Below are 23,790 nucleotides of genomic sequence, written 5' to 3'. Positions count from 1 at the left end.
CACCGAGGTCCGCATTCTCACGCCGCACCAACCCACGCCCGCGGCGCTTCGTGCGGGACGGCGACGAGCCCGCCTCGACAAACCCTCGCCGGGCCTTGTCCCGATCCTCAAGTCGACGGCTCGCCGCCCCTGCGCTTGGCCATGAGCTTGTCCCGTAGCTCGTGCAGCTCCTCGAGCTTGCGCCCGAGCTCCGCGCGGGTGTGCCCCGGGGGCTGCAACGGTTTTTTGGGCTCCTGGAGCTGGCCCTCGATCTCGGCTATCCACGGCTCGACAACCGCGAGCCCCGCCTCGGGTTCGTTGCTCGCGAGGCAGATTTCCACGTACATCCCCCTATGCACCCATCCCTTCCCGTCGCTGATGAAGCCGGACCGGACGAGTGCGTCCCAGCCCTCACGCCATGCAGCGAACGGCGCGCCGAGCATCTCCGCCGCCATGAAGATCGACTCGGCGGTCGCTGCCCTCATGTCGCGCACACACTCCTCGAACGCTTTGCCTTCGCCCGCGCGCGCCGTGAATTCCGCCTCGACCCGTCGGTAGTCGGCCGCGACGTCGGCAAAGCTCCGACCTTTTGATTTTGCAAAGGTGTTGTACACGGCGCGGCGCGCGCTCGCGAACTCATCCCAGAGCGCGTCTTCCTGTTCTTCCTCCGGCGTTGGCGGAGTGCTCTGCTGCGCCTCGTCCGCGCGGCGGGTCTCTAGCCACGGGACGACCTCGCCCCGTTTCTGGGCAAGGAGCGCGTCCCGGAGGTTCGCCAGTTGCTCGATCTCGTGTTCGTAAAAGTGCGCGGGGTACTCCGCCCCCGCCCCCCTCGCGTCCTGGAACTGCCGCTCGAGCTTCGCGAGGAGCGGCTCGAGCACCGCGAGCCCTTCGTCAGGCCGCTCGTCATACGCGCAGCAGTCCGCGTAACGCCAGGATGTGTTGCACTCGATATCGATGCCCGAGAAGCCGAGGCGAACCAGATCGTTCCAGGCGTCGCGGCAGGCCTCGAAGGGGGGATGCTTGTCCTGGGCTAGCAACAGGATGGTTTCAGCGATGCGCCGCCTCGTCTCGGTCACATCGAATTCGTCGTCCCCGGCGCGCTCCACGAACTCCGCCTCGAGCTTGCGGAAGTCCTCCACGGCCTCGGCGAAGTTCCGGCATGGCTTCAGCGACTCGACCAAGAGCTTGCCGTGCGCCTTCACGAAGGCAAGCTCTTCCCCTTCCAATTTTCTGCCGTGCTTCAGTCGTCCCATTCGCTATATCCCCGATACAAACAGGATTGCCCTGTGCCGATCTGTCTGGGCCACTCTTTCTTGTTTGTGCATATCGATAGGCACGTACCACAGAGGGATTCCTTTCGATGATTCCCATCTTCGTCTCCTGTGATATCGTCCATGCACATCTCATAATGCGTCGTACAGCTCCGTCGCTTTCTCCTCTTCGCAAACGCCTCCGCCGCCCCCGCCGCGACCGTCGCCGTGACCGTCACGCCGACGGCGATCGCGAAGGCTTCGATGATGACCTCGGTGAAGACGATCGTGACGACCACGATGGTCACGACCTCCCCGATCGGCCCCCGATCCGGCATCGCCTGCCTGTTCGCCGACGCGGACGTACGCAACATGCCCCTCTCGAGGACATCCTCGGGCAGCGTCATGCCTCGCAGGGCGAGCCGCATGCAACTCCCAACGTCCGGATTGGGCTGGCCCGTCGTCTCCACCTCCACGACACGACCTTCCTGGTCGACCTTCACCGAGGCGTCGAGCGAGTAGTATCCGGGCTCGATGGTGCCGCTGAGCTCATCCACACACGCCCTGAGGCGCTCTGCGGTGGCTTCAGGCACGCGCGGCCGGTCATCGGGCGCCGGAGGGCGGTAGAGCCTCGCCGACGAGCAGCCAAGGGGCACGAGCGAGAGCGTCAGGCAACCGAGAAAGCCCAGGGAGAGGAGCCGGCGCCAACGCGGACGTCTCATTTCCTGAATCTGAGCAGGAACACCGAACTCCCGTCAACGCAGTGCGTGTCTCGCCGCTTTCGACATGGAGGCCCGCTTCGCCATCGACGACCACGACCTCGCTTGCTTCTACGCCTCCGCCGCACGTGAGGGGATGGACGCGCGCGCCTCGCTTGCCAAGGCCCTCCTCTCGGCGACGGGCGGCGACGTCGTAACGGCGCGCCGAGAGCTCGCGCGTGCGCTCAATGCCTGCAAGGGGCGCAGACCCAACTCTTGCCGGACAAGCCCCCGCCGTGGTAGATAATCGCTCGACTTGACGCGTTTTTCGGGGGCCGGAAGAAATCGACATGCGACGGTCGATTTCTGCGAACCAAATCCCGCGCTCGGTCATGGGGCGCGCATGGAGCGTCCTGCCAAACTTTCCCAACTGTGGACTGAACTACTTGCGGTTTGCCCTGAACTCGCCCGCTTTGTGCGCCGGGGACGACGAACCCCGAAAGCCGAGGAGTGCGTCCAGGAAGTGATGGCGCGAGCGTTTGCCCGCCTCCCTTCCTACGTGCCCCACGAGGACGGCATTCGCCCTTGGACGTTCGGCATTGCGAAGAACGTCGAGCGCGAGGCGCGCCGCGCAGAGCGGCGCGAGCGGCGCCTGTTCTCCGCGGACACGAACGACGCCGAGCCGGCGGCGGGCCGCGGGCGGACGCCCGAGGAGGACGCCTTCCTCGCCGAAGCCCGAACCAAGCTCACGGCGGCGATGAGCAGCATGCCTGAGCGATACCTCGCGGTGTTCGTGCTCGTCGACCTCATGGACGTCTCGTACGAGGAAACCGCGGAGAGGCTTCGGATCTCGATCGGCACCGTGAAGTCGAGGCGATCCGCCGCCATCGACCACCTTCGCTACCACCTCGGGGAGCGCGAGGACTGGATTGGCGTGCTGCTCGTGCGGCTACGTCGTGCTGTCTCGATGCGCAGCGCCTACGAGTGCATCCACCGTGCCGCGCATCTGTCCGGCCCGATCATCTTCGCGCTCGCCTGCATGCACTGCCCCGAGCCGGAGTTGGCCCGCGTGCGAGCCTCCTTCGCGGGCACGGCGCGCGTGCTCGCGGGTCTCGCCACCGGTGCCGCGCTCGTTGTCCCCGACGATCTCCCGAGTGCATCCGCGCCGTCGCGGTCACCGAATCCCGTAGAACCCTTGCGAACGTCTGGCCCCGCGCGTGCCCGTGCGCCCCTAGCGCCGGACGCCACCGACGCAGGCGAGAGTGAAGATTCGGAGCGCTCCGTGACGGAGGGGAGAGGTTGGTCCCTCTAGAACCGCTCGCGAGAATGCGCTAGGATCTAGGCGTATGCGTCGGCTCGCTGCGGTGTCCGCGATCGTCGTTGGCCTCGTCTCGCCCGCGTGGGCGCAGGCTGACGACGATGCCGACGAGACTGAGGAGAGCACCGACGAGCAGCGATTCCAGGCGTTCGCAGCGCTGGGAGATCGCGAGGCCGCCGCGGGCCGTCCGCGCGCGGCAGTCGCGGCCTACCGGCAGGCGCTCAAACTCCGGCCGGATCCCCTCATCGCCGGCCGGCTCGGTGTCCTTCTCGTGCAGCTCGGTAAGCCCGAGCAGGCGACGGACCATCTCCTGGACGCCCTCCAGCTCGCCGTGAAGGCGACGCCGGCCGAGCGGAAACGGTTTTTCGAGGCGCACGAAGTCGCGCGTGACGCAGGCGCTTGGATCGAGGTGCTCCTCTCGCATGCGGGCGTGCGCGTGACGATCGACGGGAAGCCGAAGAACCGCATGGGGCGCTCGTCCTTCTGGATCTTCATGCGGTCGGGAGACCACGAGCTGCGCGCGACGCTCGACGGGTACGAGGAGGCGATCGTCCCGTTCACCGTGAAGAAGCGCGAGGACAAGCAGCTCCCGGTCACGTTGAAACCGCTGCCCGTGCCTGCCCCACCTGTGCCAGCGGTGTACGAACCGGAGAAGGACCCGCCGAAGGTAGAGCGGGTGGTTGTTGGGGGCGATGCGAATCTCCCGAAGCAAGAGGACCCGTGGGGGTACGAGGATCCGCGGCCTGCGCAGAAGTCCGAAGAAAAACGCTGGTCAATCGGAGGTGGGCCAGTCGTGGTGTTCGGCGTGGCGTCGTGGATGCCTGCGGTGGGTTTGGTGGCAGGCGGAAGCTGGAGAGCAAGCGAGTACGTGTCGCTCGGGCTCGAGGGGCGTGCGGCGTGGCTGACGACGGGTGTCGGGGGAAGGCAAATCGCGGCGATGACGGCAGGCGGGCTTCTCAGCGCGTGCGGGCACTGGCGCTGGTTGTTCGGCTGCGCGCTTGGCCACCTCGGCGTGATGAAGGGCGACTTCTCCGCGCAAAGCTACCAGGCAGCAAGTTTCGTCGACGTGTATCCCGGAGCGGGTGGTCGGGTCGGCGCACAATTGCGTGTTTCACCATCCTTCAGGGTGGATGCAGCAACCGATGTTCTAGGCTTGACGAAAGGTACCAAGATCGCGGTTGGTCAAACCGTCATCGTCGACCAACCGCCAGTGATGCTCAGTGTTTCGCTCGGGGTAGGATGGGAGTTTTAATCATGCGTAGGTTCGCATTTTTATTGGCGTCATCTTTCGGCTATGCGGTCGGCGCATGTTCAGCGCCAGAGGCTTTTTGGCAGGGACAATGCGATCCCGATGCGCTCGTCCCGGCCCCCGAGTGCCTTGACGCCGGCACGGATGCTGCCGACGGCGCGGACGCAAGCGACGCAGCGCCAAACCCGGATCCCCAAGCCATCGAATGCCCCGGCCGTTGCGTCCCCGAGCCGAGCAGCGAGTCGGCCGGTGACTGGCCGCGCACGCCGATGCTCCTCTGGTATGGGCCGCGTGAGCTCGCGCCCGCGAACTGCGACGAGGCGCGCAAGCTGGGTGGCTACGGCGACGATGTGGAGTTCTTCGAGAAGTACCGGCGCTACGCGTACCTCAATGCGCCCCCCGCGACGTGCGAGTGCTCGTGTCCGGCATCGGAAGGCTCGTGCACCAAGCTCCCCGAGACGATCGAGGTACGCGCCGCCTCGTGCGCGGAGGACGGAGCCCCCGGGCTCCCTTTCGGAGGACCCGCCGGCTGGGACGGCTCGTGCACGAGCACGAACGCCCTGCCGGCGGGGGCTGATTGTGGCGGCGAGCCTTGCGCGCAGTCCGTCTACGCCTCTCCGCTCCCCGGCCCGACGAGTGAATCCTGCCCGTCGATCACGAAGCCGGCCAGCTTCACGACCGCGACCGACTGGAAGTGGATCGGCCTCGCCTGCGAGGCGAAAGAGCGCGAGGGCACGTGCGATCCGACGACGCGGCGATGCATGTACGATCTGCCCTACCCATGGCTCCAGTGCGTCGCGCTGAAGGGGAAGCACAACAAGTGCCCCGGCAACTACGACCGCTACGATCCCATCCACCTCTACGGGGAGCTGCCCGTCGACACGCGCGACTGCACGGCGTGCGAGTGCGGCGGTAGCCCCGTCGGGAGCGCGTGCCTTGGAAATTTGCGGTTTTACAGCGATGTGGCGTGCGAAGTCGGGGCGGACACGGTTGACGTGGCCTCGTTCGGAGACCAATGCACGAACGTCTACCCGCCGGGCCGAGCGCTCGGGAGCAAGGCGATCACGGACCTCGCGTACCTCCCCGGCATCTGCCTTGCGACGGGAGGCGAGCCTACGGGCGCAGCCTCGGAAGACCCCGCCGACGTGGTGACGTTCTGCTGTCTCCCGCCGTTCGAGTTCGCCAAGTAGGAAAAGCTCCCACCTTTCTCGAAAAATCAGCGAACAAAATTCGGGGGTCGGTCAAGGGCGTGGGCGAGGGGCGCGGCTTTGCTGCTCTCGGGCGACGCCAGTCCCTCCTGCCCGAGCCGAACGCGGTCCTCCTGGCCTCGTAAACGAAAAGGCGCCGTGTTCGGCTTCGGGCGGGTTCTCCGATAAACGGCCCGCAGAAGAGGGCGATGGGGGCGCGCGCGTCTGGGCAAGCACCTCTCGCCTCCATCGTCCTCTTCTGCCGGTCGTTCGTCACCGATCCGAGGCGGCTGCGCCGCGCAGCGTTTCCCCGTACGCGCACGCTCCACGCGACGCAGCCGCCTCGGGTCGTGCAGCGACCCGAGCGCCTCATCTGCCCCGCCGGCGTTCGTCGCTCTTCGGAAGCATCCCGGGCCTGTAGGCCGTGACAGCGCGGGAAGGGCGCGGCGCAGGTCGCGCCGTTCCTGCGCAACCTGCGCAGCGCGCCCGAGGACCTGCGACGCAAAACCACGCGTCAAAGCCGTGGCACGTGAGGTGCAAATGCAGCATCCGTCCGCACCACGTTTTCCTGCTCCGGCTGCACCATGAACCACGTCGCCCTGCAACCGATCCAAGTCGCCGAGCGGCCCCGATGGGAGCTCGAAGCGTTTCATCGATCCCCGAGCTATCGGATGGACCTCGTGGCGCTCTTCACGATGCTCGACGAATTGCCGTTCCGCTCGATGCTCGATGTCGGCAGCGGAACGGGGCTCGTGGTGCGCGAGGCGCGGGGGCGGCATCCGGGAAGGCGCATCGACGGGGTCGATCGATTCGATTTCAGCGCGAGCGCGTCCACGCGGCGGCTGCGGAAGCGATACGACGTGATGACGGCGGTCCACGCGCTGAATGACGTGCCGCACCTGGATCGGGCTGCGGCGACCATGGCCGAGCATCTGACGGCGGGCGGGCACGTGGTGGTCGTCAATCCGAATCCAGCGTTCACGTGGATCGGCATCGAATACCTGGATCCTCGGATCCTCGATCGCGTGATGGCGCAGCACGGTCTCCGGCGAATGCGGAGGCTCGAATACGGAAACGAGTTGCTCGTGTACCGGAAAAACTGAGCGTCAGCCCTCGCGGACGGCCGTCACCTCGAAGAGCTCGTGCTCGCCGGTTTTTCCTTTGACGGAGACACGCGCGGTTTTTCCGATCACGGCGCGCCCGGTGATTTCACGATGAATGGCCTCCGAGACGAGGAGGCGGGCGCCGATGTCCTTCGTCGCGGATTCGATGCGGCTCGCGAAATTGACCGCGTCGCCGATCGCGGTGATCGCCTTCCGGTCGCTCGAGCCGACCGGGCCGACGACGGCCTCGCCGTAATGGATCCCGATTCCGATGTCGAAGGCGTGCCCGTACGTCGCGAGGAGATACGGCGTCATCTTCGATGTCATCGCCGAAAGCATGCCGAGCGCGGCGCGCACCGCGCGCATCGGGGCGTCGGGTTTGCCATCGACCCCGAAGAGCGCCATGAAGCCGTCGCCCATGTAATTGTTGATGAACCCGCCCTCGGTCGCGACGGCGCTGCCCATCGCCTCGAAATGGCGGTTCAGGACGTGGATCACGTCGTACGGCAAGAGGGCCTCGGTGAACGGGGTGAAGCCGCGAATGTCGGAGAAGAGGATGGCGACGCGGATCTCCTCGCCGACCGGGGTGAGGTCGACCTTCGATTTGCGCATGCGATCGACGAGCGCGACGTCGTCGTCATCGAGCACGAGCCTGCGCACGCGCACCGACCCGCGCACCGTGGCCTGGCAAGCGATGCGGACCTCGCGCGGCAAGCCGAGGCGCTCGGCGAGCGCGCGCTCGACCTCGTTCGGCGGCTCGATGTTGTCGAGTCCCTCGACCACGATCACGCGGCACGTCGAGCAACGCGCGTGGCCGCCGCAGACGTGGGTGTGAGGGATGCCGGCGGAAAGCGCGGCATTCAAGAGGGTTTGTCTCTCCTCGACGTCGATGCGGATCTGATCGGGCGCGTAGAAGATGCTCGGCATCGCCAGGCATCCTAGGGCGCGCGGGCCCTCGAAATCCACCCCGAAGGCTTACGTCGCGAGGCGCGAGAGGCAACGCTCGATCGCCGCGAGGATCGCGCCTTCGTCCTTCGCCTCCGCCCCGAGCGCATCGAACGAGGTTGCGTCGATTTCCGCGGGGAGATGTGCGGCGGGGTTTGCGCGCATCTTTTCGTGAATCACTTGCGCCGCGTGCCCCGTGGCCGCGATCGGCAGGACGACGAGGCCTTGCGTTTTCGCGATCTCGAACTCTTCCAGCACCCCGGGCGCGGGCGCGCCGCGCCGCAATCCTCCGATGACGATCATCACGCCCGCCTGCGCGAGCAGGTCCTCGCGTGATTTTCGCTTCCACGCCTCCAGCGACGCGCCGGGCGGGACCACCTCGCGGACCGGGCGCACCACGAGCCGCCTCGAAATGGCCGCAGCCGTTCGTCCGTCGAGCGCCTCGACGAGCCCCGTGACCGCGGCGCTGCCCACGACGCGCCCGAGCCCCGTCACGAGCCTGAGGTTCCTCGCGCCCACGATGCGCCCGACGCCACGCGCGATCGTCGTGACGAACGCGCGCTCCTTTTCGTCCCCGTCCTCGGGAAAACTGCCCGATACGAACACGCTGCGCTGCGCCCGACGCCGCTCCAGCTTGCGCAGGACGTTCGTGATCTCGGCATAGTCGTTCACGACGAGCGCACGAATGCCATACCGGTTCAGATCCATGACGTGGTGATCGAACCGCTGCGCGTCGTACGGATCCGAGGGGCGCTTCAGGATCGCGTAATGCCGGCGCGCGCCGTCCTCGAACGATCGGCGCAGCACGGAAAGGACGTGTCCGAGGTTCGGGTCCGTGAAGCTCAATCCGAGGAACAAGAAGGTGCGCGTCGTGAGGTCGGTCCCGAGGAGCTCCAAAAATCCCGGTCGCGCGCGGGGATACAGCTCGTAATCGTCTTTCGTCAGGACGATCTCGGACGGTTGCGAGGCCGTGCCGTGCATCTTGAAGAGCACCGCGTCGGCCTCGGGGTCCGAGGTCGTCAGGTCCACGCTGCGGGATTTCACGTCGAAAGACTTGCCCGCCTGCCGCCACGCGCCTTCGAGGATCTCGTCATAATTGGTGGTCCAGACATGGCCGATGGGGAGCCTTGCCAGGATGCGGTGGTTGTCCGGGATCCCCACCTCCCGATCGAATGTGCGTCGGACGAGGGATTCGAGGTACGAACGGCTGCCGGCTTGGCGATTGACGTAAAACTGGGCGAGGAGGACGAGGTCGTGCTCTTTGCCCACGTCGAGCCCGATCTCGCGCGCCATGCCGTCGAGCAGCTTGCCCCAGCCGGGCAAGCCCGCGGCCATCGACAAACCCGCGCCGACGAAGAGGGCCGCGCTCCCGCGTTCGAGGGCGTCGACGTAATCTCGCAGGAAATCGGTGAGGCCCTGATCCATGCTCCGGCTCCTTCGCGCCCGGCCCGCGCCGCGCGGCTCTCTCGAGCGTACACCCGAGGCGCCGCGCCTGGTAGACTCCGCCTTCATGAGTGACGCCGCAGAGGGGCAGGAGATGTGGGTGCAGGTCGCGGGCACGGGTTCGCGAAAAGCGCCGTTGCCCAGGACGGAGGAGCTCACGGCGCAGGCGATCGGGCGGGCGCTGGCGCAGAGCGGCGCAGGGCTCGTGACGTGCGGCTGGAACGGCGTGGACAAGGCCGCGACGATGGCCTTCGCCGGTGAGCTGCAAGCTCTTGGGCTCCCGCTCTCCACGCGCCTCAAGCAAATCGTCCCGCGCCCCGATGAGCCCGCCTTTTTCGGCGGGGACGTGGTTTACGTGGAGAAAGGTGTGCCCGAATGGGTCGAAAGCGTCCGGCGCGCGCAAGCCGTGGTGCTCATCGGCGGCATCAGCGGTACGTACAAGACCTATCAAACCGCGCGCAATGAGCAGGTGCCCGTCTTTCCGCTGCCGTCCACGGGCGGCGACGCGAAGAAGGCATTCGACGAGATCATGGCCGATTTCGAGGGCACAGGCCTCTACCGGCGTGTGACGCGGGCGCAGCTCGCCGCGCTCGATACGCCGATTGCCACGCGCGAGGCGGCCGACGACGTCGCCGAGCGGCTGCTCGATCTCATCACGGAGGAGCTTTCGGGCCGGAAGCCCGTCACCGCCACGGATCGTCCGAAGGGGCCGCGGGAGCGCAAGAGCGCGTCGAAAACGAAGCCCGAGCGGGTCGATTTTTTGCTGGTGACGGCGCTGCCCGAGGAACGCGACGCGCTCTTGCGACGCCTGCCCGGCTTCGAGCGGGTCGTGCCGCGCAAGGACGACGTGCACGTCTACTTCCGGGCCACGTTGCCCGTCACGGACGGCTCGGGCAGCTATCGAATCGTGGTGCTGCCGCTGCTCGGAATGGGCCGCGTGAATGCGGCGACGGCGACGAGCGAGGCGATCAAGCGCTGGCGGCCGCGGCACGTGGTGCTCGTGGGGATCGCGGGGGGCGTCGCGGCGCACCGCGTCTCGCTCGGGGATCTTTTGATCTCGGACCAGGTCGTCGATTACGAGCTGCAAAAGCTCACGGAGCAGGGGATCGAGGTGCGATGGTCGGTGCACAAAGCATCACGGCGGCTCTACGCGGCGGCGCTGAACGTGCTCGGCGACGCGTGGACGAAGAGCCTCCTGGTGCCGCGTCCGGGCGAGGGCGCGCCGAGGATCCACCTCGGGCCGATCGCGTCGGGCGACAAGGTCGTCGCGGTCGAGCGAGTGCTCACGGAGTATCGAAGCGTGTGGCCAACGATGATCGGCGTGGAGATGGAGGCCGCGGGCGTGGCGAGCGCGTGCTTCGCGGCGGCGCGTCAGCCGGAGTTCTTCATGGTGCGCGGCGTGTCGGACCTCGCCGACGAGCAAAAGAACACGCCGCGCGTGCAAGAGTTTCGAGCGTATGCGTGTGATGTGGCCGCGAGTTACACGGTGGAGCTCTTGAAGAGCCACCCGATTCCGTTTTTGAAGAGCAAAGAGCGCGAATGAATCACTTCGGCTCGAGCTTCACGCCGTGCAGGACGTTCCGCTTCTTGTCGACCTCCTCCAGAAGATCGGAGTCGATGAGCAGGTGCGCCTGCATGCTGTCTTCTTCGCTGTTCCAGAGCTTGCCCGCGAACGAGATGCGGCCCGCGCTGTCCGTGTCGAGCCAGTAATTGCCGCTCGCGTCGTCGCTGGCCACCGCCCCGGGGCCTGCGAGATCAGCATTACTGTCATTGCCCGGGAACGGGTTCGGCGGCTGCGCGAACTGCTGGCCGAGCAGGTTTGTCACGTTCCGCTCGAACGGCGACGCGGGCGAAGGATCAAGCGCGAGCGGGCGCAGGAAATTGCGATCATCCATCGCGAGGCGCGAGCCCTTCACGGTGAAGACGAGCGAGGTACCCGGCTCGAAGCTCACGGCGAGCGCGCGCGGGCCGACCTTCACGGCGACGCCCGGGGTCTTCGCCGGAATCACGACCTCCTCGATCTGCTTGCCCGAGATGAGGAGCAGTTTGTGGCCCGGCGTGATCTTGCGGCCGCCCGACTCGATCTCGCGGCGGAGCGTGATGCCGTGCGAGCTGTAGAACTGGAGGTTCTTGACCTCGTCGTCGGTGAGCCCGTGCTCGGTGCGGATCTCGTGGGTGAACGGGACGAGGCTCGCGCAGCCGGTGAGGCCCGCGAGGGCGACGGTGGCGAGGGACGCGAGGAAAGCAGGACGGGCGAGCATCGGGATCCTCCGAGGAGAGCGCAGCGAGGGGCGGCTTTCAAGGGCCGGCATGCCCCGAGAACGTCGAGAGCCCAGCAAGACTTACAGGCGCGCCCCGAAGGTGTTCGTTGACGAGGTGAAGGCCGGGCGATATCCGTGGACGTCCTCGCTACAAATGTCGGGGAACGACGGCGGAGTAGCCTTGGAACACGACGCGCCGCGCATTTTCCGCATCGGCTCGGCCCATCGCGTGACCTTCGAGCCGCCCGACCTCGTGATGGTGTCGTGGGACGGCCCGATCGAGGCGGACGACATGGTGGCGGTCTTCGACGTGCTCGAAGAGGTCTCCGGGGGACGGCAAGTCCTGCTCTTGTGCGACGTGTCGCGCACGCCCGGCCCGACCATGCAGGCGCGGCAGCTCGCCGCGAACGACCGGCGCATGGTGCTGATGGGACCCCTGGCGATGGTCGGGACGAACTTCCAGGTCCGCGTCGTCGTGTCCATGCTGGAGACGGCCGCGCGACTGGTCCAGGGCAAGACCTCGCCCACGGCGTTCTTCGACGACGAGGCGAGCGCCCGCGCCTGGCTCGCCGCGCAACGCGCGTCGTTGCGCGCGACCTAAGCCGCTTCCCAGCCGAGGCGCGCGACCACGCCGCGGCGCTTCTCCATCCACTCGGCGATGCGCTCGCGCGTCGTGCGGTAGGCGTATTCGAGGATGGCGCGGCGCGCGGCGAGGTTCGAAGGGTTGTGCAAGAAGAGCAGGACGTCCGTCGGCTCGGGTTCGAGCACGAGGACGTGCATGCCGGTCTTCTGCTGGATCTGCTCGACGTTCTGCGCGAGCCGCGCGTGCGTGCCGATGCGCATCGCCTGGTTCATCACCCAGAACAGGCCCTTGTCGCGCACGCTCTGCCGTACGCCGTGCCCCGTGGGGACGGCGCGGTGCGCGACGGAGACGGGCACCATAGGGTTCACGACGACCGCGAACTCGACGCCCGCCTCGGCCGCGACGTCGAGGTGCGCGACGTCGCCGAGCCCGCCGTCGATGTAGTGCCGATCCCCGATGCGGATCGGCGAAAAGAAGGGCGGGAGCGCGAGCGTCGCGGCGCACGCAAGCGAGACCGGGATGTCCTCGTGCCCCTCGGCGCCGAAGAGGATGCGGTCGCCGCAGTCGACGTCGTACGTGGGGATGCGCAAGGGGCGCGGCATCGCGCGGAAGGCGTTCGGGATGCCGCGGCGGAGGAAAAACTCGGCGAGGAAACGCTCGTAGCGATCGAGCGTGAAGAAGCCCGCGGGCAGGGAGTCGGCGAGGCGATCGATCTGCTCCCACAGGTAGAGGTGGCTCGGCGCGGTGGGCGAGACGGCGTCGCGGCGCGACGAGAGGCGCGCGACGGCGTGGCGAATCGCGACCCACGACGTGGAGAGCGCGCGGCGCCACTCGTCGATGTCCATGCGGAAGACGTGGCTCCGTTCGAGCGGGAAGAAGTTGTCGACCGGATCGAGGAGCGCGCGGTAGAGGCGATCGACGGGGATGCCGCCGGCGAGCGCGGCTGCGACGCTCGCGCCGCTCGATTGCCCGAGGTAGAGGGAAAAACTCTGTCCGTCGACGCCTCGCACGCCGTCGGCGAGCGCGGCGAGCGCGCCGATCTGGTAGAGCGCGCCGGTCAGGCCTCCGCCGGGCAAGCAGAGGGCGGTCTTCGGAGGTTCGTGGGAGGAGCGGGGCGCGTCGTTCACGCTTCGTCCTTTCCTCGGGCCTCGCGCGCCAGCTCGGACTTCTTTCCGAGGAGGTGAACGAGGAGCAGCAAGACGATGGTGGCGGCGGATCCGCCGATCGTCACGGAGAGCGGAATCGGCGTGTTGTCCGCGACGTCCGTGGGGGATCGCGAGTAGACGGATCCGAGGGTGATGCCGTTGAAGAGTCCGTGCATGATGAAGCTCGGCAAGAGCGAGCCGCTCGCGCTGCGGAGCAAACCGAGCGAGAAGCCGACGAGGCCGATGGGCAGGACGAGCTGCCACTCGAGGTGCGCGAACGCGAAGTAGGTGCTCGTCGCGAGGACCGTGCCGAGGGCGTCGTAGCGGCGGCGGAGCGGACGGAAGAGCGCGCCGCGGAAGAAGACCTCTTCGAGAAGCGGGCCGGCGAGCACGAGGATGACGAAGAAGAGGAAACGCTTCGGCACGCCGCCCGCGAGCTCCTCCTGGAGCATCTCCTCGCGCGGCTGCCCCGTGGGCCATCGCTTGACGATGAGGTCGTAGAGCGCGTTCGCCGGGATCTGCACGGCGATGCCGAGCATTGCCGCGAGCGGGAAGAAGCCGCGGTGCGTGGCGCGCACGCCGAGGTAGTCGCGGATCGATTTGTCCGGCGCGTGGAGCTGCAGGATCAGGAAGAGCGCGCTCAGCGTGGCGACGAGCTGGCAGCCGAAGCTCGTGACGAGGTCGGTGCGCCCATCGCCGCCGCGGATCGAGCCGATGAACGCGAGGAAAAAGATGTAGACGAACGTCGTGCCGACCGCGAAGCCCGCGGCGGCGAGGTAGCTCATCGACCGCTCGCCGCCCTCGGGGCGCGGGAGGAGCGGGCTGCTCGGGCGTTCGTCCTCGTCCGGATCCATCAACGACCTCGAAGATGGGGCACGACGCCCCGCTTGACCACCGTGTCCGCGGCGAACTTTTCGTTCGTCTGCGGATAATCGATCGTCGCGTGCAGCCCGCGGCTCTCGTGGCGCGCGGCCGCGCAGCCGACGATGAGCTCGGCGACGGTGGCGATGTTGCGGAGCTCGAGGAGGTCGCGCGTCACGAGGTGCCGCCAGTAATACTCGCGGATCTCGTCCTGCAAGAGGGCGATGCGGCGGGCGGCGCGGCGCAGGCGCGCGTTCGAGCGGACGATGCCGACGTAGTTCCACATGGTGCGGCGCAGCTCGTCCCAGTTGTGCGTCACGACGACCTCCTCGTCGCTCGGGACGGCGTCGCCGATCTGCCACTCGGGGACCTCGGGGAACGGGCTCTCTCCGAGCTCGCCGATCGTGCTCGCGAGGCGCACGGCGGCGCGGTGGCCAAAGACGAGGCCTTCGAGGAGCGAGTTCGAGGCGAGGCGGTTCGCGCCGTGGAGGCCCGTGCACGCGCACTCGCCGACGGCCCAGAGGCCGGGGATCGTGGTGCGGCCGTGGAGGTCGGTGCTGATGCCGCCGCAGAGGTAGTGCGCCGCGGGGACGACGGGGATCGGCTGCGAGGTGATGTCGATCCCGAAGCGCAGGCACTCGGCGTAGATCGTGGGGAAGTGGTCGCAGACGAAGCTCGCGGGCCTGTGCGTGATGTCGAGCAGGACGAACTCGCTGCCCGTGCGCTTCATCTCGAAGTCGATCGCGCGGGCGACGATGTCGCGCGGGGCGAGCTCCTTGCGCGGATCGTGGTTCGCCATGAACGGCGTGCCGTCGGGCAAACGCAGGATCGCGCCCTCGCCGCGCAGCGCCTCCGTGATGAGAAAGCTCTTCGCCTGCGGGTGATAGAGGCAGGTCGGGTGGAACTGGTAGAACTCCATGTTCGCGATCTCGGCGCCTGCTCGGTACGCCATCGCGATGCCGTCGCCCGTCGCGACGTCGGGGTTCGAGGTGTAGAGGTAGACCTTGCCCGCGCCGCCCGAGGCGAGGATCGTGGCGCGCGCGAGGTACGTCTCGACGAGGTGGCTCTTCGCGTCGTCCTCGCCGTCCGAGCGCGTGGCCGTGTTGAGCACGTACGCGCCGACGCAGACGTCGGGGCCGCCGAAGCGCGACATGACGATGAGGTCGATCGCCATGTGATGCTCGAGGATGCGGATGTTCGGGTGCGCGCGGCAGCGATCGAGGAGCGCACGCTCGACCTCGAATCCGGTCGCGTCCGCGACGTGCAGGACGCGGCGCGCGCTGTGCCCGCCCTCGCGGGCGAGGGCGATCGAGCCGTCTTTTTCGCGGTCGAAGCGCGCGCCGCGGTCCATGAGCTCGCGGATCCGATCGGGCCCCTCGCGCACGCAGATGTCGACCACGACCTCGTGGCAAAGGCCGGCGCCGGCGACGAGCGTGTCCTTGATGTGCGCGTCGAAGGTGTCCTCGGGCGAGATGACGGCGGCGATCCCGCCCTGCGCCCAGCGGGTGTTCGACTCCTCGCTGCTGCGTTTGGTGACGACCACGACCTCGCCGTGCTCGGCGATGTCGAGGGCGAAGGTCAGGCCAGCGATCCCGCTGCCGATGACGAGAAAATCGGTCGTGACGGCCACGGGCGGCAGGGTAGCAGGCTCCTTGACGCACAACGACAACGCTGTCATGAGCCAGCCGCCCGACGGGCGCGCGCGTCCTGTTGGGCCCGACCCTTGGCCGTCGAAAGGAGCCTCCCGCACCGTGAAGATCCTCGTCCCCCTCAAGCGCGTCGCCGACCCGGACAACGCCAACAAGGTGAAGATCCCCGCCTCGGGAGAGAAGATCGACACCACCGGGCTCGAGTGGAAGCCGAACCCGTTCGACGAGTACGCCCTCGAGGCCGCCCTGCGGCTCACGGAAAACGGCACGCAGCCGAAGGTCCGTGCCGGCGAGGTCGTGGTGGTGACGTTCGGCCCGAAGGAGACGGAGACGACGCTGCGCGCCGCGCTGGCGACAGGCGCCGATCGAGCGATCCGCGTGGACGCGTCCGACGACAAACTCGACGGTGATCTCGTGGCGCGTGCGCTTCGGGCGCTCGTCGAGAAGGAGAAGCCGGACGTCGTGCTGATGGGCAAGCAGGCGGTCGACGGCGATTCGAACCAGGTGGGGCAGATCCTCGCGGAGCTGCTCGACTGGCCGATGGCGACGTTCGCCGCGACGATCCGCGAAGAGGCGGGCGCGCTGCTCGTGGGCCGCGAGGTCGACGGCGGCGTGTCGACGCTGCGCGTGAAGCTGCCGGCCGTGGTGACGGTCGACCTGCGCATCGTGGCGCCGACGAGCGTGTACTCGTTGAAGACGCCGCAGACCCACAAGTACAACGACGGCGTGCGCTTCGCGGCGCTGCCGGCGATCATGGCGGCGAAGAAGAAGCCGCTCGCCGAGGTGAAGCTCGCGGACCTCGCGCCGGATCAGGCGACGAAGGTGCTGTACCACGGCTTCGCGGCGCCCCCGGCGCGCAAGGCCGGCATCAAGGTCAAGGACGTGAGCGAGCTCGTCTCGAAGCTCAAGAACGAGGCGAAGGTCCTCTGAGGACTTCCCTAGGCACAAGACAAACCCCCATTTCGGAGAAGAGGAATCAGAATGGCTGACGTTCTCGTTGTGGCGGAGGTTGCCGAGGGCAAGCTCAAGAAGACCACGCACTCGGCGATCACGTTCGCGCAGAAGGCGGCGGCGACGATCGGCGGGACGTTCTCGATCCTGGTGATCGGCGACGGCGCCGGGAAGGCGGCGGCCGAGGCGCAGGGCTTTGGCGCGGCGAAGATCCTCGTGGTCGAGGACGCGTCGCTGAAGAACTACCTCGCCGAGCGGTACGCGCCGACGGTGGCGGCCATCGGCAAGAACTACGGCGTCGTCGTGGGCACGGCGAGCGCCTACGGCAAGGACCTGCTGCCGCGCGTCGCGGCGCGGCTCGGCGCGGGCTACGCGAGCGACATCACGGAGGTCATCGCGGACGGCGGCGCGCTCAAGTACAAGCGGCCGATGTTCGCGGGCAACGCGTTCGGGATCGCTTCGATCTCGACGCCGATCCAGGTGGTGAGCGTGCGTCAGAGCGCGTTCGCCGCCGCGGAGCCCACGGGCGGGCAGTCGCCGGTGGAGACGGTCGCGTACGCGGGGCCGAGCAAGGCGGCGGAGCGCGTGGAGTTCGTCTCGTTCGACCAGGTGAAGAGCGCGCGTCCGGAACTGACGGAGGCGCGTGTGGTCGTGTCGGGCGGCCGCGCGCTGAAGGAGAAGTTCAACCAGGTGCTCGACCCGCTCGCGGACGCGCTCGGCGCGGCCGTGGGCGCGAGCCGCGCGGCCTGCGACGCGGGCTACGCGCCGAGCGATCTGCAAGTCGGTCAGACGGGCAAGATCGTGGCGCCGCAGCTCTACTTCGCGATCGGCATCTCGGGCGCGATCCAGCACCTCGCGGGCATGAAGGGCTCGAAGGTGATCGTGGCGATCAACAAGGACGCCGACGCGCCGATCTTCCAGGTGGCGGACTACGGCCTCGTCGCGGACCTGTTCACGACGGTGCCGGAGCTCGTGAAGGGGATCCAGGCGGCGAAGGGCTGAGCCGACCCGGAAGAACGCGCTTTCGAGCGTAAAACGAGGCCCTCTCTCGCTACAGCGGGAGGGGGCCTTCGTGTTTTTGGTGACGTGATCGAGGACGATTCCATTCGTGCGCCTTGCCGCTAGGATTGCGCCCCATGCGCGGCGCAATCCTGGGCGTTTTGGGTGTTTTGCTCGTCGGCTGCGGCGAGAATTCGCTGCCTGGGGGCAGCGACGACGCTTGTCCCACGGACGAGCTCGGCGAGGGCGGGGCGCGGGTCTTCGTCCTGCAGCCGCGTGTCGATCCGGCGCATTTCGAGAGTTACGACAGCTACCGCGCGCACCTCGTCGGCCTCGTAGAGACGCACGTTTCGCCGTGCCTCGCGATGGATCGGCCGAACGTCATCGTTTTCCCCGAGAACACGGGCCTCTCGGCCGGATTCCTGGGCAGCCGCGGGGAGACGGCGCGCGTGTCGAACGGCGCGCTCCCGGCGTTCCTCACGCTCGGCGGGCAATACACGAAGCCAATCGATTTCTACAAATCGAAATGGCCCGAGGCGCCGCTGCCCACGCAGATCCTGCTTGGGCTCACGGACACGGCGTGGCGCGCGTTTCACGAGACGAACCAGGCGATCGTGAAGGAGACGGGAGCGTGGCTGGTCTCGTCGACGAACGTGAGCGGGCGCGTCGAGCGGAGCGAGGATCCGGCGGAGATCGCGGCGCTCGCGGATCCTGATTTGGAGGACGTGCCGTACGTGTACGTGGCGCGCGATCCGGCCGTGTACAATGCGGCGTTCGTGTATGGGCCGGACGGGGAGATCGTCACGAGCCGGAAAAAGCCGTATCCGATCCTCATGGAGGAGGTCGATCTCGCGCTCACGCCGGGTCCGCTCCGCGAGGCTGTTCCGATGGACATAGGTCCGCTCGGGGTCGGCATCGTGACGAGCAAGGATGCGTGGATGCCGGACATGGTGGACCGGCTCGCGGCGCTCGGGGCCGATGTTTTCGTCCAGCCCGAGGCCTTCTCCGGCTGGACCCTTCCCGAGAGCCCGGACGAACCAAACGCATGGGCGCCGGATATCCTGAGCCAGAGCACGATGGCCGCGGTGCAAAAGCACGGCGCGGTCCGGTATGGCGTCGTCCCGCATCTCACGGGCAATCTGTTCGATTTGCCGTTCGACGGACAATCGATCGTCGTGGGCGACGTCGTTCCCGGCGAGGCGCGGCGGGCGTATGTCGGGCAAAACGAGATGGGCGGGGTGATCGAGGTCGCGCCGTGGGTGATGGCGGATCCCGGGGAGAATGATTCGGCGGCGACGCTGGAATCACGCCGGGCCACGCTCCGCGCCGTGGGAGAGGAGCTGCTTCCGGCGGGCGTCCAGAAAAACCAATACGTGGAGACGGTGATCGCCGCGGACCTGGATCCGGCGCTCCCCTTCCCCATGGAGGCCGCGGGTGCTCCGGGCGCGCTCGGTGCGAGCCAGGCATTGCAAGGCACGGGGGACGCGGAGCAGAGCCATCCGGCGCTCGCGTGGGGCGGCGGTGGGCCGCTCGTGCTCGCGTTCCAGGAGGGCTCTCGTGGGGCGACACGCGTGCTCGTGGCGACGTCGGAGGACGAAGGAAAAACGTTTGGCATGCCGCACCCGGCGGCGTCGGGGGGAGAGGCGCAGATCACGCCGGCCGTGCTCGCGGCGGGGGATCACGTGTACGTCGCGTACCAGGAGCGCAGCGCGGGAGGGGCGCGCGTGGCTTGCGTGCTCTCGACCGACCGCGGGAAAACCTTCGGCGCGCCGGTGTTCCTGCCGTCCGAAGGCATGACGCCGGATGCCTGGCTCCCGGCGCTCGCGAGCGCCAAGGGCCGGGTGTTCCTGGCCTATGTCGACGGTTCGTCGGGGAACGAGCGCGTCGTGCTGGCGCGCGCGCCGGAAGGGACGCTCGATTTCGAGGTCCAGCCGATCGAGGGCACGAAAATGCATCCCGGACCGAACATCCGGAACAACCAGTGGGCGCCGGCGGTCGCGGCCCTCGGCGACGAGGTCGCGGTCTCCTGGGTCGATTTCCGCAGCTATAACTGGGACGTCTTCCTCGCGCGTTCGGTCGACGGCGGCATGGGCTTCGGGGCGCCCGTGCGTGTCGACGACGGCACGGACACGCCCGAGCGCCTGCACGACGATCCTTCGCTGCTCTTCGTGCCCGGCGGCGGCGCCGTGACGGTCGCGCTCGGCTGGAGCGACATGCGAAAACGTGAGCCGAATGCAACGGCGCGTGTCTCGCTGGTCTCTGGCAACGTGATCGGTCAAGGCCGAAAGCTCGGCGAGGGGCCCGCCGAGGCGAGCGCCTTCCGGCCGCGGCTCGTGGCGCTCGGCGCCGGGAGCCTCGCGGCCGTTTGGCAGGACGATCGGACGGGAGGGAAAGACGTGTACCTTGCGACGAGCGTCGACGGAGGCGCGAGCTTCGGGGCGGAGAAGCGGCTCGACGACGGTGGAGATGGGCCGAGTTATCAGACGGGGCCAGCGGCCGCGGCGAATGGGATCGGGGCGATGGTGGTGGCGTGGGAGGATACGCGGTCGGGGCGGAGGCGGATCCGGTGGGTGGCGGGCAAGCCGTAGCGGGATAGGATTGTCCGGCCAAACGGTGAGGAGGTTGGACGAGCACGGCCCTGCCGATCCTGGTACGCTTCCGGATCGAGGCGGCGGCCGGTCCTGTCACACCTTCGGATGAGGAATTTCTGATGAGTACACAGGATGTCCTGGAGATGTGGGAACGACGAATCGAGGAACGTGGTGCCCTGCGGGGACGGAACGAGGGCCTCAGGGAAGGCCAGCGTTCGCTCCTGCTCCAGCTCCTCCGCCGCCGCTTCGGGGAGTTGCCGCCCGCCGTCGTCGCTCGCGTCGAGGCGGCCGACACGGAGGCGCTCGAGTCCTTCGCCGCGCGGCTCCTCGTCGCGAAGAGCGCGGACGAAGTCGTCGCGGACGAGTGAACGGTCTCGTCGAGGTCAAGGCCCCGCGAGCACCACGCCCGACGTGCGCGGGCGGGCCACGCAGGCCAGCACGTACCCCGATTGCTCCTCGTCGGGGCTCAACCCCTCGACGCACGACTGCTCGACCTCTCCTGAGAGACATCGAAGCTTGCATGTGCCGCAATCCCCCACGCGGCACGAAGTCTCGATGGATACACCCGCCGCGGTCGCGGCTTCGAGGATCGTCGCGCCCGCCGGGACGGGCACCGAATGCTCCTTGCCGTCGAGCCGCAAGGTGACGAGCTGCGCCTGCGTGTCGCCCGCCGCGTCGGGACGGGTGAAATACTCCTGGAAGATGCGCTCGGGGGGTACAGAGAGCGCTCGCAGCGCCTCGCCCACGACCGCCATCAGGCCCTCGGGGCCGCATACGTAGAATTCGGCAGGTTTTTCCTGGGCGAGCTCACCGAGCAATGTGGCCGCTCGCGCGGCGTCGAGGCGCCCCGGGAGCCCGCTCATATCCGCGGCGCCTTGCTCCAGAACGTGTACGACGTCCAATCGCCCTCCGCTCTGCTCGATGAGGCGCTCGAGCTCGGCGCGCAGAATGATCTCCTCCGGCGCGACGTTGCAATACAGGAGCGACACCGTGGTGTCCGGCTCGCCGTGCAAGAGCTCGCGCGTCATGGCGTGGATCGGCGTGATTCCGCTGCCCCCGGCGACCAGGACCACGTGCCGCCCTCCCGCGCGCGGCTCGACACAAAAACGTCCCTGCGGCCCGGAGACGGCCCAAGTCGAGCCCGGTGCCGCGTGCGCGTACAGGTGATTGGACACGACGCCGTCGCGGACCCGCTTGACGATGATGGAGAGTGGGTCTGCGCGACCTGGGCTCCCCACGAGTGAATAAGCGCGCGGGTGAATGCGCCCGTCGACGGGAACGTGGAACGTCAGGTACTGGCCGGCGCGATAAGGGACCGGCGCAGGTGGTGGGGCGAAGACGAGCTCGACCGACGAAGGCGTCGGCCTTCGCACGGATTCGACCGTCAGGTGGAATCGTTCGAGTTTCATGGTCTTCAAATCCGAACGGGGAGCTCGAGGCAGCCATGAATGAGGGGCGACGGGGTCGGCACCGCCGGGCGCTCCGGATCGACGCGGAGCTCGGGGAACCGGCGATAAAGCGCGGGGACGGCGATCTTCGCTTCGAGGCGGGCCAGGGGCTCGCCGAGGCATTTGTGGATGCCACGGCCGAAGGAAAGGATGTTCTTGGGGTTGCGATCGGGAAGGAAGCGCTCCGGATCGTCGAAGACGCGCGGGTCGCGGTTCGCGGAAAGGCTGAGAGGCCAGACGCGGCTGCCGGCGGGAATGGTCACGCCATGAAGCTCGATGTCGCGGCGCGCGATACGCGGGGCGCCCGTGGCGGGGCCACGGCACCGCAGGACTTCCTCGATGATCATCGGCGCGCGGCCGAGATCGGCGAGGAGGAACGTCTTGGCCTCCGGGTTCTCGCTGAGGCAACGCACTGTATTGTTGAGCAGGTTCGTCGTGGTCTCGTGCCCGGCGAATAGGAACAGGGGGCCCATGGCGACGAGCTCGCGCTCGGAGAAATTCGCGCCGGCGCCCTGGTTACGAAGGAAGTCGCTGGTCAGGTCATGGCCGAGGGCGCCCGTGCGGCGCTTTTCGGCCACGAGGGCGGCATAATACTCGGCGAGCTCCCGGCTGGCCCGCTGCGCCTGCTCTTGCTTTCCCTTGGTACCGATGTGGACCATATCGTCCGCGATGCGCTGGAACGTCCTGAAATCGGAGCGCGGGACGCCGAGGAGCTCGGCGATGACCATGGCCGGCAAGGGGCCCGTGAACGCGCGGACGAGATCGAAGGCCCCGCCCTTGTCCGCCATTTCGGTGAGCAGCTCGTCGCAGAGCTCCTTTATCCGCTGCTCGAGCATGGCCACCCGCCGGGGCGTGAAGGCAGGCTGCGCGAATGCGCGGAGGCGCGCGTGGTTCGGGTCGTCCTGGAAGACCATGTTCTCCGTCGAAAATGAATCGGGCGGCATCTTCAGCGGGTTTGCCGATGAGAATGCGTCGGCGTCCTCCATCGCGCGCTTGACGTCCTCGTATCGGAACAAGAGCCACGAATCCATGACGTCCGACCAGAGGACGGGGGCCTTTTCGCGGAATTCTCGGTACATCGGGAAGGGGTCGAGCAAGGTCTGGGTGTCGAGGAGCATGCGCCCATTGATGAAACGGCCGCCTCCGTGCGGCAATGACGGGATCCGGGCAAGAGATGACCAATCTCGGTCACACGCGGCCGCCGCTCGTGTATGTTCGCGGGCGATGCTCGATCTCGACGCCGTCGTCATGATCATGGCCATTGCGCGGGACGGATCCCTCGCGCACGCCAGCCGGACGCTCGGGCTTCCGCGCACGACGCTCACCCGTCGCGTGGCCCTGCTGGAGGAGGCGCTCGGCGTGCGGCTCGTCGAGCGAAGCCAGCGGCATCTTCGTCTCACCGAAGCGGGAAGGCTCCTCGTCGAGCAAGGGGCGCCGCTCGTGGACGCCGCGCGGCAAGTCGAAGCCACGCTCCAGGCGAGCACGCATTTCCGCCTTCGCACGGCGGTGCCGCCCGGCGTGGGCATGGATCTGCTCGCGCCCATTCTGCAGCCCGACGACGAGGCGCTCGCCGGTCTCGGGCTGGAAATCATCTACACGGACCGGGAAATGCACCCCATTCGAGACGATTTCGATCTGGTGGTCAACCTGGTGCCGCCCACCGACGGCACCCTTTACTGTCGCTCCTTCCTGCGATTTTCGTGGCGATGCTTCGCGGCGCCGGCCTATCTCGCCACGCGGGGCCATCCCGCACGCGCTGCGGACCTCGCCGCGCATTCCTGCATCGCGTTACGCATTCCCGGCGGCGTCTCTCCCTTTTTGTGGCCCTTGCGGACCGGCAGGGGCCTCCGCGTGAACCCATGGTTCGTGTCCAATAGTATGAGCGCCGCGCTTCAGATGGTGCTCGCCGGCAGGGGCATCGGGCTCTTGCCGGACATCGCTTTCGCGGCCACGCGCGAGCTCGTCCCGGTGCTGCAAGACGAGATCGGCGCCGAAGGAGAGTTCTTTTTGTCGATGGGGCAACGCCTCAACGATTCGAAGCGCGGACGTCGAATACGGCTCCTCATCGAAAAAGCGCTGCGCCACCTGCATCAGGCCGGCGGCGCGCGAACCAGGTAATCGCGCGGCCGC

22 protein-coding genes are annotated in these 23,790 nt (G+C 67.8%); 11 read left to right on the top strand and 11 right to left on the bottom strand.

Translation table 11 applies throughout. The annotated features are described in order from the left end of the window. Window positions 1-107: 107 nt before the first annotated feature. Both KEG38_RS06390 and KEG38_RS06385 read right to left on the bottom strand, forming a co-directional pair. On the bottom strand, window positions 108-1,232 hold the full coding sequence (locus KEG38_RS06390) for a hypothetical protein (RefSeq protein ID WP_272418164.1): 1,125 nt from the start codon (window positions 1,230-1,232) through the stop codon (window positions 108-110). Next, window positions 1,220-1,822, bottom strand: coding sequence for a hypothetical protein (locus KEG38_RS06385; protein ID WP_272418163.1), 603 nt, complete (start codon window positions 1,820-1,822; stop codon window positions 1,220-1,222). The genes KEG38_RS06390 and KEG38_RS06385 overlap by 13 nt, the downstream gene beginning before the upstream one ends. A gap of 508 nt (window positions 1,823-2,330) precedes the next feature. Between KEG38_RS06385 and KEG38_RS06380 the strand changes: the two genes are divergently transcribed. After that, entirely contained in the window at window positions 2,331-3,239 is a 909-nt protein-coding gene (locus KEG38_RS06380) for an RNA polymerase sigma factor (protein WP_272418162.1), read from the top strand. A gap of 19 nt (window positions 3,240-3,258) precedes the next feature. On the opposite strand, the gene KEG38_RS06375 is transcribed toward KEG38_RS06380, so the two are convergent. Further along, window positions 3,259-3,669: a hypothetical protein gene (locus KEG38_RS06375; RefSeq protein ID WP_272418161.1), complete on the bottom strand. Its 411-nt coding sequence runs from the start codon at window positions 3,667-3,669 to the stop codon at window positions 3,259-3,261. 6 nt (window positions 3,670-3,675) lie between these two features. Here KEG38_RS06375 and KEG38_RS06370 point away from each other — a divergent pair, with 6 nt between their 5' ends. From KEG38_RS06370 to KEG38_RS06360, 3 genes are all read left to right on the top strand, one after another. Continuing rightward, on the top strand, window positions 3,676-4,497 hold the full coding sequence (locus KEG38_RS06370; protein ID WP_272418160.1) for a hypothetical protein: 822 nt from the start codon (window positions 3,676-3,678) through the stop codon (window positions 4,495-4,497). Window positions 4,498-4,763: 266 nt separating this feature from the next. Further along, window positions 4,764-5,684 (top strand): hypothetical protein, encoded by a 921-nt coding sequence (locus tag KEG38_RS06365; protein ID WP_272418159.1) that lies wholly within the window; start codon window positions 4,764-4,766, stop codon window positions 5,682-5,684. Between the two features lie 581 nt (window positions 5,685-6,265). Beyond that, on the top strand, window positions 6,266-6,784 hold the full coding sequence (locus tag KEG38_RS06360; RefSeq protein WP_272418158.1) for a class I SAM-dependent methyltransferase: 519 nt from the start codon (window positions 6,266-6,268) through the stop codon (window positions 6,782-6,784). A 3-nt stretch (window positions 6,785-6,787) separates the two neighbouring features. Here KEG38_RS06360 and KEG38_RS06355 read toward each other — a convergent pair whose 3' ends face one another. Both KEG38_RS06355 and KEG38_RS06350 read right to left on the bottom strand, forming a co-directional pair. Continuing rightward, complete coding sequence (locus KEG38_RS06355) at window positions 6,788-7,711, bottom strand: adenylate/guanylate cyclase domain-containing protein (RefSeq protein ID WP_272418157.1); 924 nt, start codon at window positions 7,709-7,711, stop codon at window positions 6,788-6,790. A 48-nt stretch (window positions 7,712-7,759) separates the two neighbouring features. Then, a complete protein-coding gene (locus KEG38_RS06350) occupies window positions 7,760-9,154 on the bottom strand; it encodes an SIR2 family protein (RefSeq protein WP_272418156.1) in 1,395 nt (464 codons plus the stop codon). An 85-nt stretch (window positions 9,155-9,239) separates the two neighbouring features. On the opposite strand from KEG38_RS06350, the gene KEG38_RS06345 reads away from it, so the two are divergent. Continuing rightward, the gene (locus tag KEG38_RS06345) at window positions 9,240-10,715 is read left to right on the top strand and encodes a 5'-methylthioadenosine/S-adenosylhomocysteine nucleosidase family protein (protein ID WP_272418155.1); all 1,476 of its coding nucleotides are present in this window, start codon (window positions 9,240-9,242) and stop codon (window positions 10,713-10,715) included. 1 nt (window position 10,716) lies between these two features. Here KEG38_RS06345 and KEG38_RS06340 read toward each other — a convergent pair whose 3' ends face one another. Beyond that, window positions 10,717-11,433, bottom strand: coding sequence for a DNA-directed RNA polymerase (locus tag KEG38_RS06340; protein WP_272418154.1), 717 nt, complete (start codon window positions 11,431-11,433; stop codon window positions 10,717-10,719). A 181-nt stretch (window positions 11,434-11,614) separates the two neighbouring features. Here KEG38_RS06340 and KEG38_RS06335 point away from each other — a divergent pair, with 181 nt between their 5' ends. Further along, window positions 11,615-12,034 carry a SpoIIAA family protein gene (locus tag KEG38_RS06335; RefSeq protein ID WP_272418153.1) on the top strand — a complete coding sequence of 140 codons (420 nt, stop codon included), beginning with the start codon at window positions 11,615-11,617 and terminating at the stop codon, window positions 12,032-12,034. On the opposite strand, the gene KEG38_RS06330 is transcribed toward KEG38_RS06335, so the two are convergent. From KEG38_RS06330 to nadB, 3 genes are read right to left on the bottom strand one after another with little or no spacing between them, the layout of a single operon-like run. After that, window positions 12,031-13,143, bottom strand: a complete 1,113-nt coding sequence (locus tag KEG38_RS06330; protein ID WP_272418152.1) for a patatin-like phospholipase family protein — start codon at window positions 13,141-13,143, stop codon at window positions 12,031-12,033. The genes KEG38_RS06335 and KEG38_RS06330 overlap by 4 nt on opposite strands. After that, window positions 13,140-14,015, bottom strand: a complete 876-nt coding sequence (locus KEG38_RS06325) for a CPBP family intramembrane glutamic endopeptidase (protein ID WP_272418151.1) — start codon at window positions 14,013-14,015, stop codon at window positions 13,140-13,142. The genes KEG38_RS06330 and KEG38_RS06325 overlap by 4 nt, the downstream gene beginning before the upstream one ends. After that, window positions 14,015-15,652: an L-aspartate oxidase gene (nadB, locus tag KEG38_RS06320; protein WP_272418150.1), complete on the bottom strand. Its 1,638-nt coding sequence runs from the start codon at window positions 15,650-15,652 to the stop codon at window positions 14,015-14,017. Before nadB ends, KEG38_RS06325 begins: the two co-directional genes overlap by 1 nt. Before the next feature lie 121 nt (window positions 15,653-15,773). On the opposite strand from nadB, the gene KEG38_RS06315 reads away from it, so the two are divergent. The 4 genes from KEG38_RS06315 to KEG38_RS06300 all read left to right on the top strand — a co-directional run bounded on the left by KEG38_RS06315 (window position 15,774) and on the right by KEG38_RS06300 (window position 20,580). Further along, window positions 15,774-16,601 carry an electron transfer flavoprotein subunit beta/FixA family protein gene (locus KEG38_RS06315; RefSeq protein WP_272418149.1) on the top strand — a complete coding sequence of 276 codons (828 nt, stop codon included), beginning with the start codon at window positions 15,774-15,776 and terminating at the stop codon, window positions 16,599-16,601. A gap of 51 nt (window positions 16,602-16,652) precedes the next feature. Further along, window positions 16,653-17,624: an electron transfer flavoprotein subunit alpha/FixB family protein gene (locus KEG38_RS06310; RefSeq protein WP_272418148.1), complete on the top strand. Its 972-nt coding sequence runs from the start codon at window positions 16,653-16,655 to the stop codon at window positions 17,622-17,624. Between the two features lie 134 nt (window positions 17,625-17,758). Then, window positions 17,759-20,209 carry a hypothetical protein gene (locus KEG38_RS06305; protein ID WP_272418147.1) on the top strand — a complete coding sequence of 817 codons (2,451 nt, stop codon included), beginning with the start codon at window positions 17,759-17,761 and terminating at the stop codon, window positions 20,207-20,209. Window positions 20,210-20,331: 122 nt separating this feature from the next. Beyond that, window positions 20,332-20,580, top strand: a complete 249-nt coding sequence (locus KEG38_RS06300; protein WP_272418146.1) for a DUF4351 domain-containing protein — start codon at window positions 20,332-20,334, stop codon at window positions 20,578-20,580. Between the two features lie 15 nt (window positions 20,581-20,595). Here KEG38_RS06300 and KEG38_RS06295 read toward each other — a convergent pair whose 3' ends face one another. Next, entirely contained in the window at window positions 20,596-21,621 is a 1,026-nt protein-coding gene (locus KEG38_RS06295; RefSeq protein WP_272418145.1) for a ferredoxin--NADP reductase, read from the bottom strand. 5 nt (window positions 21,622-21,626) lie between these two features. Next, a complete protein-coding gene (locus KEG38_RS06290; protein ID WP_272418144.1) occupies window positions 21,627-22,778 on the bottom strand; it encodes a cytochrome P450 in 1,152 nt (383 codons plus the stop codon). Window positions 22,779-22,884: 106 nt separating this feature from the next. Between KEG38_RS06290 and KEG38_RS06285 the strand changes: the two genes are divergently transcribed. Further along, window positions 22,885-23,778 carry a LysR family transcriptional regulator gene (locus tag KEG38_RS06285; protein ID WP_272418143.1) on the top strand — a complete coding sequence of 298 codons (894 nt, stop codon included), beginning with the start codon at window positions 22,885-22,887 and terminating at the stop codon, window positions 23,776-23,778. Window positions 23,779-23,790: the final 12 nt, after the last annotated feature.

Origin of the sequence: Polyangium jinanense, assembly GCF_028435265.1 — a bacterium.
In the GTDB taxonomy this organism is placed as follows: Bacteria; Myxococcota_A; Polyangia; order Polyangiales; family Polyangiaceae; genus Polyangium; species Polyangium jinanense.
The sequence above is the reverse complement of the archived record's forward strand: the minus strand, read 5'-3'. Positions and strand labels throughout refer to the sequence as shown.